Source organism: Proteus faecis (assembly GCF_030286765.1).
In the GTDB taxonomy this organism is placed as follows: Bacteria; Pseudomonadota; Gammaproteobacteria; order Enterobacterales; family Enterobacteriaceae; genus Proteus; species Proteus faecis.
Window position 1 is genome coordinate 127,718 of the sequence record NZ_JASVWV010000005.1, and the last position, 13,489, is coordinate 141,206.

The 13,489-nt window shown below is 37.5% G+C and carries 16 protein-coding genes; 6 read left to right on the top strand and 10 right to left on the bottom strand.

From position 1 onward, the window contains the following. The first annotated feature begins 49 nt into the window (after nucleotides 1–49). Nucleotides 50–1,492, top strand: coding sequence for a serine-type D-Ala-D-Ala carboxypeptidase (dacB, locus tag QSH13_RS08925; RefSeq protein ID WP_109396701.1), 1,443 nt, complete (start codon nucleotides 50–52; stop codon nucleotides 1,490–1,492). Nucleotides 1,493–1,572: 80 nt separating this feature from the next. Here dacB and cgtA read toward each other — a convergent pair whose 3' ends face one another. From cgtA to rplU, 3 genes are all read right to left on the bottom strand, one after another. Next, on the bottom strand, nucleotides 1,573–2,745 hold the full coding sequence (cgtA, locus tag QSH13_RS08930; RefSeq protein WP_109396699.1) for an Obg family GTPase CgtA: 1,173 nt from the start codon (nucleotides 2,743–2,745) through the stop codon (nucleotides 1,573–1,575). 130 nt (nucleotides 2,746–2,875) lie between these two features. Then, the gene (gene rpmA, locus QSH13_RS08935) at nucleotides 2,876–3,133 is read right to left on the bottom strand and encodes a 50S ribosomal protein L27 (RefSeq protein WP_006535706.1); all 258 of its coding nucleotides are present in this window, start codon (nucleotides 3,131–3,133) and stop codon (nucleotides 2,876–2,878) included. A 19-nt stretch (nucleotides 3,134–3,152) separates the two neighbouring features. After that, a complete protein-coding gene (rplU, locus tag QSH13_RS08940; RefSeq protein ID WP_006535707.1) occupies nucleotides 3,153–3,461 on the bottom strand; it encodes a 50S ribosomal protein L21 in 309 nt (102 codons plus the stop codon). Nucleotides 3,462–3,724: 263 nt separating this feature from the next. Between rplU and ispB the strand changes: the two genes are divergently transcribed. Then, complete coding sequence (gene ispB, locus QSH13_RS08945) at nucleotides 3,725–4,696, top strand: octaprenyl diphosphate synthase (RefSeq protein WP_006535708.1); 972 nt, start codon at nucleotides 3,725–3,727, stop codon at nucleotides 4,694–4,696. A 47-nt stretch (nucleotides 4,697–4,743) separates the two neighbouring features. Here ispB and QSH13_RS08950 read toward each other — a convergent pair whose 3' ends face one another. Both QSH13_RS08950 and QSH13_RS08955 read right to left on the bottom strand, forming a co-directional pair. Continuing rightward, nucleotides 4,744–5,160 carry a DNA-binding protein gene (locus QSH13_RS08950; protein ID WP_006535709.1) on the bottom strand — a complete coding sequence of 139 codons (417 nt, stop codon included), beginning with the start codon at nucleotides 5,158–5,160 and terminating at the stop codon, nucleotides 4,744–4,746. Nucleotides 5,161–5,242: 82 nt separating this feature from the next. Beyond that, a complete protein-coding gene (locus tag QSH13_RS08955; protein ID WP_109396697.1) occupies nucleotides 5,243–5,593 on the bottom strand; it encodes a DNA-binding protein in 351 nt (116 codons plus the stop codon). A gap of 186 nt (nucleotides 5,594–5,779) precedes the next feature. On the opposite strand from QSH13_RS08955, the gene QSH13_RS08960 reads away from it, so the two are divergent. Further along, nucleotides 5,780–6,046, top strand: coding sequence for a helix-turn-helix domain-containing protein (locus QSH13_RS08960; RefSeq protein ID WP_023583585.1), 267 nt, complete (start codon nucleotides 5,780–5,782; stop codon nucleotides 6,044–6,046). Nucleotides 6,047–6,148: 102 nt separating this feature from the next. Here the strand turns inward: QSH13_RS08960 and mdh are convergent, their stop codons facing one another. Further along, complete coding sequence (mdh, locus tag QSH13_RS08965) at nucleotides 6,149–7,087, bottom strand: malate dehydrogenase (protein WP_185901571.1); 939 nt, start codon at nucleotides 7,085–7,087, stop codon at nucleotides 6,149–6,151. A 446-nt stretch (nucleotides 7,088–7,533) separates the two neighbouring features. Between mdh and argR the strand changes: the two genes are divergently transcribed. Next, on the top strand, nucleotides 7,534–8,004 hold the full coding sequence (argR, locus tag QSH13_RS08970; RefSeq protein WP_006535714.1) for a transcriptional regulator ArgR: 471 nt from the start codon (nucleotides 7,534–7,536) through the stop codon (nucleotides 8,002–8,004). 58 nt (nucleotides 8,005–8,062) lie between these two features. Here the strand turns inward: argR and mpl are convergent, their stop codons facing one another. Then, nucleotides 8,063–9,442, bottom strand: a complete 1,380-nt coding sequence (gene mpl / locus QSH13_RS08975) for a UDP-N-acetylmuramate:L-alanyl-gamma-D-glutamyl-meso-diaminopimelate ligase (protein WP_109406873.1) — start codon at nucleotides 9,440–9,442, stop codon at nucleotides 8,063–8,065. Nucleotides 9,443–9,606: 164 nt separating this feature from the next. On the opposite strand from mpl, the gene fbp reads away from it, so the two are divergent. Next, nucleotides 9,607–10,614, top strand: coding sequence for a class 1 fructose-bisphosphatase (fbp, locus tag QSH13_RS08980; protein WP_006535716.1), 1,008 nt, complete (start codon nucleotides 9,607–9,609; stop codon nucleotides 10,612–10,614). Nucleotides 10,615–10,811: 197 nt separating this feature from the next. Beyond that, a complete protein-coding gene (gene ppa, locus QSH13_RS08985) occupies nucleotides 10,812–11,339 on the top strand; it encodes an inorganic diphosphatase (RefSeq protein ID WP_006535717.1) in 528 nt (175 codons plus the stop codon). Between the two features lie 85 nt (nucleotides 11,340–11,424). Here ppa and QSH13_RS08990 read toward each other — a convergent pair whose 3' ends face one another. The 3 genes from QSH13_RS08990 to QSH13_RS09000 are packed head-to-tail and all read right to left on the bottom strand — an operon-like array spanning nucleotide 11,425 to nucleotide 13,190. Next, complete coding sequence (locus QSH13_RS08990) at nucleotides 11,425–12,501, bottom strand: MFS transporter (RefSeq protein WP_286039058.1); 1,077 nt, start codon at nucleotides 12,499–12,501, stop codon at nucleotides 11,425–11,427. A gap of 54 nt (nucleotides 12,502–12,555) precedes the next feature. Further along, a complete protein-coding gene (locus QSH13_RS08995) occupies nucleotides 12,556–12,885 on the bottom strand; it encodes a hypothetical protein (protein ID WP_228407197.1) in 330 nt (109 codons plus the stop codon). Nucleotides 12,886–12,932: 47 nt separating this feature from the next. Beyond that, nucleotides 12,933–13,190 carry an XRE family transcriptional regulator gene (locus QSH13_RS09000; RefSeq protein WP_109406874.1) on the bottom strand — a complete coding sequence of 86 codons (258 nt, stop codon included), beginning with the start codon at nucleotides 13,188–13,190 and terminating at the stop codon, nucleotides 12,933–12,935. Nucleotides 13,191–13,489: the final 299 nt, after the last annotated feature.

Here is a 13,489-nt window from a genome sequence, read left to right on the forward strand (position 1 = left end):
GGCAATCAATACTGTAACGTTACACGCTATAGTCACAGATAGAGAAATTATGCGCTTACTATCAACATTTCGACGGATACTTTACACATTAAGTATCATCAGTTTTTCAACCCAAGCGATACCTGTTGAAAACTATACATCCCTTCTTCCTGAAGGAACACAAGTGGGTTTAATAACTCAACCCGTTGGCGCTGCTTCTCCTAATCTTAACTATCATGCCGATCAATTAGCACTTCCTGCAAGTACTCAGAAAGTAGTGACTGCACTTGCCGCATTACTTCAATTAGGGGGAGATTATCAATTCACCACAACAATGGAAACAGAAGGTAAAATAAAAGACAATCAGCTTAATGGTGATTTAATCTTTCGTTTTACCGGCGATCCTACATTAAGTCGCCAGCAATTAAGAGCAATGGTTGCCGTATTAAAGCAATCCGGTGTTACAAAAGTACAGGGTGATTTACTTATTGATACTTCTGCTTTTTCAAGCCACGATAAAGCACCAGGTTGGGTTTGGAATGATCTAACACAATGCTTTAGTGCCCCTCCTAGTGCCGCCATTGTTGATAAGAACTGCTTTTCCGTTTTATTGCAAAGTGGCAACAAAGAAGGTGATATTGCCACAATACGTAAAGCTTCTTTCTATCCTGTAACTGTTTTAAGTGAAGTTGAAACTTATGAAAAAGGATCAACGCGGACCCGTTTTTGTGAATTAGACGTCACTGTTCGTGACTTAAATACTTATGTAATCACAGGTTGTATTCCTAAACGTGACGATGCTGTACCTTTAATGTTTTCTATTCAAGATGGAGCTCATTGGGCCGGTACAATTTTGAAAGAAGAGTTACAGCGCGCCAATATTGAGCTTGATGGATATATCAAACGTCGCTCTCAACTAAAGCCACCTGTTACTATACTTGCACAGACACAATCAAAACCGTTACATAACTTACTGACTACTATGCTAAAAGAGTCTGATAATATGATTGCAGACACCGTTTTTAGAACTATTGGTCGTGAGTATTATGGCGTTGCAGGTACTTGGCGATCTGGCGCAGAGGCAACCCGTGCTATTTTAAAACAAAAAGCCGGAATTGATTTAGGCAATACCGTTATGGTTGATGGTTCTGGTCTTTCTCGCCATAACCTCATTTCACCTGCCACCATGATGCAAGTCCTTCAATATATTGGACAACATGAAAGTGAATTAAATTTTATCACTATGCTTCCCCTTGCTGGACATGACGGTACATTACAATATCGAGGGGGTTTTCATGAAGCGGGAGTTGATGGCAAAGTTTCTGCCAAAACGGGGTCATTAAAAGGAGTTTACAATCTTGCTGGCTTTATGACCACGGCAAATGGGCAAAAAGTTGCGTTTGTACAGTACGTTTCAGCGTATTCCCCTCCTACAAAAAATCGTAATGCTGGACGCGCTTATTTAGTGCGCTTTGAAACGAATCTATATAAAGATATGTACAATAATCGCTAGATTTACACAATATAAGCAACAGATATAAAAAACGCCTAATAATCAGGCGTTTTTTATTTTAATCATAATCAGAATGATCATTAACGTTGGTAGATAAATTCAATACCATCATCGTCTTCTTCATCCCAATCATCGTCATCATCTTCTTCGAAATCAGGGTTTTCAAGCTGTTCTTTGTGGTAATCATCCCACATAAAGTCAACTTTTCCTGGCTCTGCATTTGTTGCAATAACATCTTGCTCACGCGGAGTCACATTCAGGAATTCCATGATATTCCAGCAAAGTTTTTTCACACCTTCTTGGTTGATGGCTGCTATCATATAATAGTTTTCATCCCAACCCAGTGCTTCAACAATTGCTTTTGCCTTCTCTTTTGCTTCTTCAGCATCCAGAAGATCAACTTTATTGAACACTAACCAACGTGGCTTCTGTGCTAATTTTTCGCTGTATTTCTCTAATTCAGAGACAATAATTTGTGCATTCTCCACAGGATCCGATCCATCAATAGGATCAATATCGATCAAGTGTAATAGAACACGGCAACGTTCTAAGTGTTTTAAGAATTGGATCCCAAGACCTGCACCATCAGCAGCGCCTTCGATTAATCCGGGAATATCTGCAACCACAAAGCTTTGGTGATTATCCATACGCACCACACCTAAACTTGGTACTAACGTGGTAAATGGATAATCAGCAACTTTAGGTTTCGCTGCTGATACTGCACGAATAAATGTAGATTTACCTGCATTTGGCATACCAAGCATACCCACATCAGCTAATAACATAAGCTCTAATAGAACTTCGCGAGATTCACCCGGCGTTCCCATTGTGCGTTGACGTGGAGCTCGGTTAACCGACGATTTAAAACGAGTATTACCTAAGCCGTGGAAACCACCTTTAGCAACCATTTGCTTTTGACCATGGACAGTCAAGTCAGCAATCACTTCATTTGTAGCTAAATCACGGACACGTGTTCCGACAGGAACACTGATAGTAATATCTTGACCACGCTTACCAGTGCAATCACGACTGTGGCCATTTTCACCACGTTCTGCGCGATAAGATTTTGTAAAACGATAATCAATTAAGGTGTTAAGGTTTTCGTCTGCAATCATGTAGACATCACCACCATCACCACCATCACCACCGTCTGGCCCGCCATTAGGGATATATTTTTCGCGACGAAAGCTTACACAGCCGTTACCACCATCGCCCGCGACGATTAGGATCTTGGCCTCATCAACAAATTTCATGATTTTACTCCGTATAGTAGCCATTAACGTGCTGGATGGCCGAAATTACCCAGAGATGGCCTTTTTTAAATATAAAAAGCCCCGCAACAGATTTGCAGGGCTTTTGACTCGGTGCTTAAAGGACCAGTAATTATTCAGCTTCGATGCTGATAAATTTACGGTTGTTTGGACCTTTAACTTCGAACTTAATTTTTCCGTCAGCTAATGCAAACAGGGTGTGATCACGACCACAACCAACGTTAGTACCTGCATGGAACTTAGTACCACGTTGACGAACGATGATGCTACCTGCTAATACAGCTTCACCACCGAAACGTTTAACACCCAGACGTTTTGCTTCGGAATCACGACCGTTACGAGTCGAGCCGCCAGCCTTTTTATGTGCCATTGAACTACTCTCCTAAACCTTAAGCGATACCAGTGATTTTAACATCAGTAAACCACTGACGGTGGCCCTGTTGTTTACGGCTGTGTTTACGACGACGGAACTTAACAATCTTAACTTTATCGCCGCGACCGTGAGCAACCACTTCCGCTTTAACTTTAACGCCCGCAAGGATTGGAGCGCCAATTTGAATGTCATCGCCATTAGCGACCATCATTACAGTATCAAACTCGATTGTTTCGCCAGTAGCTACTTCCAGCTTCTCTAAACGAATAGTTTGACCTTCGCTGACTCGGTGTTGTTTACCACCACTTTGGAAAACCGCGTACATATAAACTCCGCTTTCCGCACACTCCCAATATGTATAATTTGAGTGCACAATTAAAATATTCACATAGGGCGCGAATTCTACGCAAATTTAGTGCCGATGACAAGTACAGATCGCAAACTAGCGTTAAAAAAAAGAGTTTTTTACACGATATTTATTTCAGCCATTTTTAAAGTACAATCTAAATTATATAAGAGTAAAATCTATGGCCTGATCATTTTTTATTAATAATAACGCGCTCATTGGCGAGCCAAAGTCGAAAAAACATGAATTTAGAATCTATTATAAAACTAACATCCGCTGATATGACTGCGGTAAATGAGGCAATCCTTTACCAGCTTAATTCAGATGTTTCTTTGATAAACCAACTTGGTTACTACATCATTAGTGGTGGTGGTAAAAGGATCCGACCAATGATCGCAGTGCTCACTGGAAGAGCATTGGACTATCAAGGTGACAAACATATCTCGGTCGCAGCGCTGATCGAATTTATTCATACTGCAACATTGTTACATGATGATGTTGTTGATGAATCTGATATGCGTAGAGGAAAACAAACGGCAAATGCTGTCTTTGGAAATGCTGCTAGTGTACTTGTTGGCGACTTTATTTATACACGATCCTTTCAGATGATGACGGATCTTGATTCGATGCGTGTACTAAAATTAATGTCTAGCGCCACCAATGTGATCGCTGAAGGTGAAGTTTTACAGTTAATGAATTGTAACGATCCTGACATTTCTGAAGATGACTATATGCAAGTTATCTACAGCAAAACAGCTCGTCTTTTTGAAGCAGCTTCTCATGCATCAGCAATCCTTTCGGGTGCAACGCCTGAGCAAGAAAAAGCATTCCAAGATTATGGTCGTTATCTTGGGACTGCTTTCCAGCTCATCGACGATTTGCTTGATTATGATGCAGATAACAACCAGTTAGGTAAAAACACTGGTGATGATCTTGATGAAGGTAAACCTACGTTGCCATTACTTCATGCTATGCATAATGGCAATGAAGAAGAATCCAAATTAATTCGCCAAGCCATTGAGCAAGGTAATGGCCGCCATTTATTGGATACTGTTTTAAATACGATGAAACAGTGTGGCTCTTTGGAATATACCCGTCAAAAAGCAGAAGAAGAAGCAGACAAAGCGATTGAAGCTTTATCAATTATACCTAACTCACCGTATAAAGATGCGCTTATTGGGCTTGCTCACGTCGCTGTACAACGTCAATCATAACATTAGTATCATAAACACTAGTTATGTAAAGAAGCCCGCTAGAGCGACTACATCGATTCTGGTGGGCTTTTTAATTTATTGAGAACTTCTTCATTTTCTCGTTCGATAGCATCTTGATTATCCGCATCAATATAGCTAATGAGCTTTGCTAGCCCTTCGCGCAGTACGAATTTCACAATCTTTTCTCGTTCTGATTTAGTCAGTTGATAATAGGCTTCAACCCAAATCAAAAAGGCATCCTGACGTTTAGATAAATACTCTGCTGGGGGTTCATGTGCAGCGAGCACACTAATCACCTCATCAGGCAGACTTTTTACGGAATATTCGACAGCTTTACCCTGAACGCCACGTTTACGACGGTTTTCCCATCCTTCACGACGCGCCATCAAGTTAACTCCCTGCGGGGAGTTAGGTAACCCCGCAAGCCCCACTAATTCTTTTGCTGTATACCATTCTTTTTTCATGATCTCATCTCACATTCAACTAAGAGGTTAGTCAGATAGATATCTGTTGCGGATAACGCAATAATAGATTCTTTAAAATCGCCTAATCATTGACGACTTTTTCTAAAAAACTTCTAATACCATCCCGCAATATCAGCTCTGTTAATGTTTTTTGTTCACCATCATTTAGTTGTTGGAATGCTTTCACCCAGATAACGAGTGGCTCCTCTTTTTTATTTAGTTTGTAATGTGCTAATGGCTCATAAAGTTCTAGAGCAATTAATGTTTCTTCTGGTAAACAAGAATAATGATATTCAACACCATTACCTTGCTTATTTTTTACATTCTGTTTTTGCCAAGACTCTCGTCTCGCTTTTGAATTTACCCCTTGTGGTGATTTAGGTAATCCACCTATACCCGTCAATTCCTTTGCCGTATACCACTCTTTTTTCATTATGTTTCTCTAAAATTGTTATCAACTTCAAAAAAGAAATTATTAAGAAAAAAATCAGAAATCTTTTTAGAAAAATAATGTTATTTTATTTTCTAAATAATCAGTTTAAATGCTTTAGGACATTTCTAATAAACTGTTATTTATACCACTAACACAGCAATCAATTTTATAGAAAAAGGATTAAAAATGATTTCAAGGAAATCTGATTGGCATCCTGCCGATATTATTGCCGCACTTAGAAAACGAGGAACAACACTTGCTGCCATATCTCGCAAAGCAGGGTTAAGCTCTTCAACTCTCGCTAATGCACTGTCACGACCTTGGCCTAAAGGAGAGAAAATCATTGCTGATTATCTTGGTGTTGCTCCTAGTGAAATTTGGCCTAGCCGTTATTTCCATCCTGAAACAGGAGAATTACTTGAACGAAAGATTCGTACCAAAACTAATAATTAACTAATAATTACACACATTATAATTAATAAAAAAAACCGCTGATATAGTACCAGCGGTTTTTATTTAAATTTGCATTATTTTTATAGCAAAAAAAGTATTTCTTTATTTATTAATAAATTCTTCACCAAGAATTATATCTTTTTTCAATACATCTAACATACCATTTAGAGATTGCTTTTCAAAATCACTTAATTTGCCAATAGATAAATATTCCTCTACACCGTTTTTACCTAAAAGAATAGGTTGTGCAAAGAAACGGGCATATTCTCCGTCACCTTCTGTATAGGTACATTCAATAATATTTTTCTCGCCATTTAAAGCGCGAATTAATGAAAGACCAAAACGTGCGGCTGCTTGACCCATAGACAATGTTGCAGATCCACCACCCGCTTTTGCTTCAACAACCTCAGTACCCGCGTTTTGAATACGTTTAGTCAACGCCGCGACTTCATCATCGCTAAATGAAACACCGTCAACTTGAGAGAGTAGAGGAAGAATAGTCACACCAGAGTGTCCACCGATCACAGGAACATTGGTTTTTTGTGGATCTTTACCTTTTAGTTCTGCAACAAAGGTATTGGCGCGAATAATGTCGAGTGTAGTGATACCGAAAAGACGTTTCTTATCGTAAACGCCTGCTTTCTTAAGCACTTCTGCTGCGATAGCAACCGTTGTATTCACTGGGTTAGTAATGATACCAATAAGTGCTTTCGGGCAATTTTGTGCAACCTTTTCAATTAAGTTACGCACGATACCAGCGTTAACATTGAAAAGATCAGAACGATCCATGCCTGGTTTACGAGCAACGCCCGCAGAAATCAGAACAACATCAGCGCCTTTTAGCGCAGGGGAAGGATCTTCACCCGCAAAACCTTTTACAGTAACTTGAGTTGGGATATGGCTTAAGTCAGCTGCAACACCCGGTGTGACGGGAGCGATATCATATAAAGAGAGTTCACTACCAGCGGGAAGCTGATTTTTAAGAAGAAGCGCCAGTGCCTGACCAATACCGCCTGCTGCACCGAGAACTGCTACTTTCATTCTGATACTCCTTAGTTTACGAGATAGTGGAACGCCTTCGAGATACTCACTATTACGCAATTCACCTTTAAAAAACAATTATTTAACAGCAATATTGCATAATAAGGCATTTTCAGTGAAAAATAATACTTTGGTTATTCTAAACAAATTGCTTATCTGTTAATGAGATAGCGGACACTCTTTTGATAAATAATTTCAATAAATATGATAAAGTGTTAAGTACACCATCATCCTTGTGATAATCATTTAAGCTTATCATTTGATTAACAAATATTTTACTTTACTTAAATTATCACATTCACACGCTGTAAATAAAATTTTTTTGCAATACATTCTGATTTACAATTTTGAGGAGGCTATCACTCACCTTCTTTCGTCTTATGTTGCATAAAAATTCACTTCTCTGCATAATACACAGGTTATTGATAACTCACTAAAGGTGAACTATGCGCGTTCCTTCTAAGCAAGAAGACTTGGTTAAAGCGTTTAAAGCCCTGCTGAAAGAAGAAAAATTCAGTTCACAAGGCGAGATTGTGACTGCATTACAAGAGGCTGGATTTGATAATATTAATCAGTCCAAAATCTCTCGTATGCTAACAAAATTTGGTGCAGTAAGAACCCGTAATGCCAAAATGGAAATGGTATATTGCCTTCCTACTGAGCTTGGCGTACCAACAGCAAGTAGCCCATTAAAAAATCTGGTACTCGATATCGATCATAACCACTCTGTTGTGGTGATAAGAACGAGTCCAGGTGCGGCACAACTTATTGCACGTTTACTCGATTCATTAGGCAAAGCAGAAGGGATCCTTGGCAGTATTGCGGGTGATGATACTATTTTTTCAACACCAGCACCGGGATTTTCCACAGAAGAATTACGAGACGCTATTCTGAATCTTTTTGATCAGGAATTATAATTAGTCTTTCTGCAGCTTCAAAAAGTAAGCCACTGAGTTTTCAGTGGCTTACTTATTTTTAATACGGGTTATCAAGATCTTTAGGCTGTGCTAATTTTGCAAGCAGCTTTTCATGAATACCACCAAAGCCGCCATTACTCATAATCAAAATATGATCGCCCGCTTGAGCTTCCTTCGCAATCATATCAACTAACGCATCCAGATCAGAACTCCAACGGGCTGGTTGTATACAATGCTCTGCAATATCACTCACTAACCATTGAATATTAGGTGGCTGGAATAAAAAGACTTCGTCAGCACGACCTAATGCTGGAGCGATATCATCCTTGCTAATGCCCATTTTCATGGTATTTGAACGAGGCTCTAACACCGCAATAATACGAGCTGTTCCGCCGACTTTACTACGTAACGCTTCAAGTGTTGCCAAAATCGCTGTGGGATGATGTGCGAAGTCATCATAAACACTGACTTGGTTAACCTCACCACGTAGTTCTAAGCGACGACGCGCATTAATAAACTTATTCAATGCCTCACAAGCATCAGCAGGTAAAACGCCAACGTGGTGCGCTGCAACAATCGCCATTAAACCATTTTGCATGTTGTGTTCACCAGAAAGTCCCCAACACACCTCTCCGACTCGCTCATCTTTGTGATATACCTCAAAATGACTACTGTCATTACTGAGTTTTTTAGCTTGCCAATCCCCAGTTTCTCCCGTGAATTCTTGTTCACTCCAACATCCCATACTGATGGTCTGTTTTAAATTCATATCATTGTCAGGCATGATGATTTTCCCTGAGCCAGGGACGATACGAACTAAATGATGGAATTGTTTTTGAATTGCGGCTAAATCATCAAAAATATCGGCGTGATCGAACTCAAGGTTATTTAAAATCAGCGTGCGTGGAGAATAATGAACAAATTTAGAGCGTTTATCAAAGAAAGCACTGTCATACTCATCAGCTTCAATCACAAAGAAGGGACTTTCGCCTAACTGTGCTGACACTTGGAAATTACCTGGTACACCACCAATTAAAAAGCCGGGTTTATAACCACAATCTTCTAAAACCCAAGCCAACATTCCCGCTGTTGTCGTTTTACCATGGGTTCCAGCAACAGCTAACACCCAACGTTCTGGTAAAATATAATCATGTAACCATTGTGGACCTGAAGTATAAGGCAAACCTTTTTCAAGTACAGCTTCAACGCAAGGATTTCCTCGTGTCATCGCATTACCAATAATCACCATGTCCGGAGCTGGTTCTAATTGTTTTGGGTCATATCCCTCAATCAGTTCAATTCCCTGATTTTCTAATAAAGTACTCATGGGTGGATAGACATTAGCATCAGAGCCAGTGACTTTATGTCCCTTCGCTCTAGCTAGAATGGCAAGACTTCCCATAAAGGTGCCACAAATACCAAGAATATGAATGTGCATGAATTTCTGTCCAATAGCATGAAGTTGGTCACTATTCTAACGATCAAAAAGCAGATAAGAAACGGATTAACCTTTGAATCATCCGATTCTTTGGCTAAACTTGCCACCACCAAGGAGTTTTTCCTCCTTTTTTACTTTACCCACTCACATTCAGGACCTGCGTCATGAAAACATTAGGCGAATTTATCGTCGAGAAACAACAAGATTTTCCCCATGCAACTGGCGAACTTACGGCATTACTTTCAGCAATTAAGCTTGGGGCTAAAATTATTCACCGTGATATCAACAAAGCAGGGTTAGTCGATATTCTTGGTACTAACGGTGTTTCTAATGTTCAAGGTGAAGCCCAGATGAAACTGGATCTTTACGCGAATGAGAAACTCAAAGCTGCATTAAAAGCACGTGGTGAAGTTGCGGGTATCGGATCAGAAGAAGAAGATGATATTGTTATCTTTGAAGGTGATCGTGCTGAAAATGCTAAGTACGTCGTGTTAATGGATCCATTAGATGGTTCTTCGAATATTGATGTAAACGTTTCCGTCGGTACTATTTTCTCTATTTACCACCGTATTACACCTATTGGCCAATCAGTAACCTTAGATGACTTCTTACAACCAGGTCATCGTCAAGTAGCGGCAGGCTATGTCGTTTATGGCTCATCAACCATGTTAGTTTATACAACAGGTTGTGGTGTTCATGCCTTTACTTATGATCCTTCTTTAGGTGTATTCTGTTTATCTCATGAAAGTGTACAATTCCCACCAACAGGAAATATGTACTCAATCAACGAAGGTAATTACATCAAATTCCCATTAGGTGTAAAAAAATACATTAAGTATTGCCAAGAACAAGACGCGGCAACAAATCGCCCTTATACCACACGTTATATCGGTTCTTTAGTTGCTGATTTTCATCGCAACTTACTAAAAGGTGGGATTTATATTTACCCAAGTACAGCAAGCCACCCTACTGGTAAATTACGTTTACTGTATGAATGCAATCCAATGGCATTCTTAGCTGAACAGGCTGGCGGTAAAGCAAGTAACGGTAAAGAACGTATTCTTGATATCGAGCCCAAAGAACTTCACCAACGTATGCCTTTCTTTGTAGGTACTAAATCGATGGTTGAACAAGCTGAAAGCTTTATGGCGCAATATCCTGACGAAGAATAATTCATTGGCTTAGTCGCCATATAGATAAACCGGGCTTCTCTTTCGTCCGGTTTTTTCATCTTTAATAATAGAGCTTCTTTTTATTTACTGCTTATTTTTGCATCATAACGCAACAGGTTTGGCAAAAAACGGGTATTGTTAAAAACTTTTCGCTATACTAAAGGCCACGTAAAATTATTTTTTATAGGAAATTTTTTATGAGCCTGAATCATGTTCCTGCTGGTAAAGAACTACCAGAAGATATCTATGTTGTTATTGAAATCCCAGCAAACGCTGATCCTATCAAATACGAAGTTGATAAAGAAAGTGGCGCACTGTTTGTTGACCGTTTTATGTCAACTGCAATGTTCTACCCATGCAACTACGGTTACATTAACAACACGTTATCTTTAGATGGTGACCCAGTAGACGTTCTGGTTCCAACTCCATATCCATTACAACCAGGTTCAGTTATTCGTTGCCGTCCTGTTGGCGTACTGAAAATGACTGACGAATCAGGTGAAGATGCGAAACTGGTTGCAGTTCCACACACAAAACTGAGCAAAGAATACGATCACATTAAAGATGTGAACGACTTGCCTGAGCTGTTAAAAGCACAGATCAAACATTTCTTTGAGCACTATAAAGATTTAGAAACTGGCAAATGGGTTAAAGTTGACGGTTGGGAAGGCGTAGAAGCAGCTAAAGCTGAAATTCTTTCTTCTTTCGAGCGCGCTAAAAAATAATTCTGACCCACTCAGAATAACTAAGTGAGTTATTACTTAATAATTTACTGATAAATAAGCTCTTCATTTTATTGAAGGGCTTTTTTTATGATGATATTGTGCTTCTTTTCAAGCATATGACAAGCAAGATACCATTTATCAAAGTTATCCCTATCGCGATAATCATCAATGTATAAATAAAGGTGATTTCACCAGTAGAGAAAAACAGAAGCCCACCAACAATGGGCAATATCATCTGATTTAATAAAATCATCAGTGATGAAATACTCGCAAGTTGATTGATAGGAATAATTTCTATCCTTAATAATCTCAATATATTACCTGAAAAGACTTTTCCAATAATTGAAATAGCATAGCAAATGATAAATATAGTTATTGAGCTTTGAAAAAAAACAAGTAAAGAAGAGCTTATCGTAATAATGGAAATTGAAATAATAATTAACAATATTCTACTTATATATTGATTTAAATAGCTGTATAAATATGTTCCTAATACACCAAAGATACCCGCCACAATATCAATAAATATAGAAAATAGCAGTATGGGTGAAGAAATAATATAAATAAATTTTTTAGTAAAAATCACTCCTTCCTCTAGATTACTTTTATTATTAATATCTGTCCTTATATAAAAAAACAAAAAGAAAATAGCATTAATAAAATAGAACATACAAGGTATAATAATTAAATATTGATAGCCAAAATCAATAAAAACAATCCCAATTAATGGTCCTATAATCATTCCTAAAAAATCTATTCTAGACATTATATTAATATGATGTTCTCTATTATGACTTATCAATGCAATAATTTTTTCATAAGAAATTAATGTTTGTGAATTTCCAATAGAAATCAAACTCCCCACTAAACCAAAACTTATCGCTATCATTAAATCAGATGTAAAATATGTGAGTAATAAAAATAAACATCCTATTATTTTACAACTATCAGAAATAATAGAGATAGGACGAACACCAAGATCATCAATATATTTTCCAATAAGCGGTATTAAAAAAAGTCGAGGCAGCCACCATAATGCATATGTCAATCCTGCATATTCAATGCTTGTTGTTAATTGATAAACAATAACAGGAGTAAGGAATACCATTAATCCATCAGCAGTTAATACCCCCAGAAGCATATAAAAAAAGATAATGCGCATAATGAAAATTAGACCTTTTCTTTAATTAACACTTTAATTGGTTTATTATTTTTATCATATAAAACAATGGACTTTGGCGTGTGATGTGTGGGTTGTTAATACTGATTTAAAGGTCGGAGAGTATTTTCGACAATCAATAAATTTAGCAAGTATCTTTTTATTTTTATTACCTAAGAAAGTTAGTGTATCTTTCTGACCCAGATGAATACCATACTGCCCATATTTAAATTTACTTTTTCCATGATAAATAATATTAATAGGATAGGTTGTAGCAAAAGGAACAACATAAGAATCCTTTTTTCCATTGTTAACTCGCCAACGAGAAATCCAATGTAATCCTGCTATATTAATATTTTTATTTAACTCAATAATATCCTTATTCACTATTTTCTCCTAAGTGAATAAAGCAGCCTTTTGGCTGCTTTTTTTAATTAAACACTAACTAATTCGATGTCATAACCTAATGACTTAGCGCTTTCAATAAGAGCATTTAAATTAGATGTATGCAATTTTAAATATTTATCATCAGCAGGTGCATTTTTAATGCCAGCAAGATAAGCTAGTTTATCTAACACCTCTGTTGTTTTTGTTTGTAATATCATATCAGTAAAAGGATGACTCTCTGTATTTTTTTCAACCCTTTCCGGCTGACTTTTATAAAGCAATGAAACATCATTAAATTTACGCATAAGATCACCTTTCAATTTAATATTTAAAAAATAATAACAGTAAGTTTCATTATTTAACTAAAATGTTCTTTTATCTTTTTAGCATTAATTAAATTTTATTGTCAACGGTTCAGCCATTAATAAAATTCATATCAATATAAATAAAAAATAAAGAAAGTATTTGTTATTAATTAAAGTGAAAATAATAGTATTTTAATTAATTATTTTTTTATTAATGCAGGAAATAAGACTTTTATTAACTTATCAAAATACAAGATTGAATTAAAAACGTCACCTTATCTAAATATAAAAATGGCTCG

Excerpts from the sequence above, each read along its gene's own strand:
- ppa (WP_006535717.1), top strand. The coding sequence starts at position 10,812 with ATGAGCCTGAATCATGTTCCTGCTGGTAAAGAACTACCAGAAGATATC.
- mpl (WP_109406873.1), bottom strand. The coding sequence starts at position 9,442 with ATGCACATTCATATTCTTGGTATTTGTGGCACCTTTATGGGAAGTCTT.
- QSH13_RS08955 (WP_109396697.1), bottom strand. The coding sequence starts at position 5,593 with ATGAAAAAAGAGTGGTATACGGCAAAGGAATTGACGGGTATAGGTGGA.
- QSH13_RS08990 (WP_286039058.1), bottom strand. The coding sequence starts at position 12,501 with ATGCGCATTATCTTTTTTTATATGCTTCTGGGGGTATTAACTGCTGAT.
- QSH13_RS09000 (WP_109406874.1), bottom strand. The coding sequence starts at position 13,190 with ATGCGTAAATTTAATGATGTTTCATTGCTTTATAAAAGTCAGCCGGAA.
- argR (WP_006535714.1), top strand. The coding sequence starts at position 7,534 with ATGCGCGTTCCTTCTAAGCAAGAAGACTTGGTTAAAGCGTTTAAAGCC.
- fbp (WP_006535716.1), top strand. The coding sequence starts at position 9,607 with ATGAAAACATTAGGCGAATTTATCGTCGAGAAACAACAAGATTTTCCC.
- mdh (WP_185901571.1), bottom strand. The coding sequence starts at position 7,087 with ATGAAAGTAGCAGTTCTCGGTGCAGCAGGCGGTATTGGTCAGGCACTG.
- rplU (WP_006535707.1), bottom strand. The coding sequence starts at position 3,461 with ATGTACGCGGTTTTCCAAAGTGGTGGTAAACAACACCGAGTCAGCGAA.
- QSH13_RS08950 (WP_006535709.1), bottom strand. The coding sequence starts at position 5,160 with ATGAAAAAAGAATGGTATACAGCAAAAGAATTAGTGGGGCTTGCGGGG.
- cgtA (WP_109396699.1), bottom strand. The coding sequence starts at position 2,745 with ATGAAATTTGTTGATGAGGCCAAGATCCTAATCGTCGCGGGCGATGGT.
- ispB (WP_006535708.1), top strand. The coding sequence starts at position 3,725 with ATGAATTTAGAATCTATTATAAAACTAACATCCGCTGATATGACTGCG.
- rpmA (WP_006535706.1), bottom strand. The coding sequence starts at position 3,133 with ATGGCACATAAAAAGGCTGGCGGCTCGACTCGTAACGGTCGTGATTCC.
- QSH13_RS08960 (WP_023583585.1), top strand. The coding sequence starts at position 5,780 with ATGATTTCAAGGAAATCTGATTGGCATCCTGCCGATATTATTGCCGCA.
- dacB (WP_109396701.1), top strand. The coding sequence starts at position 50 with ATGCGCTTACTATCAACATTTCGACGGATACTTTACACATTAAGTATC.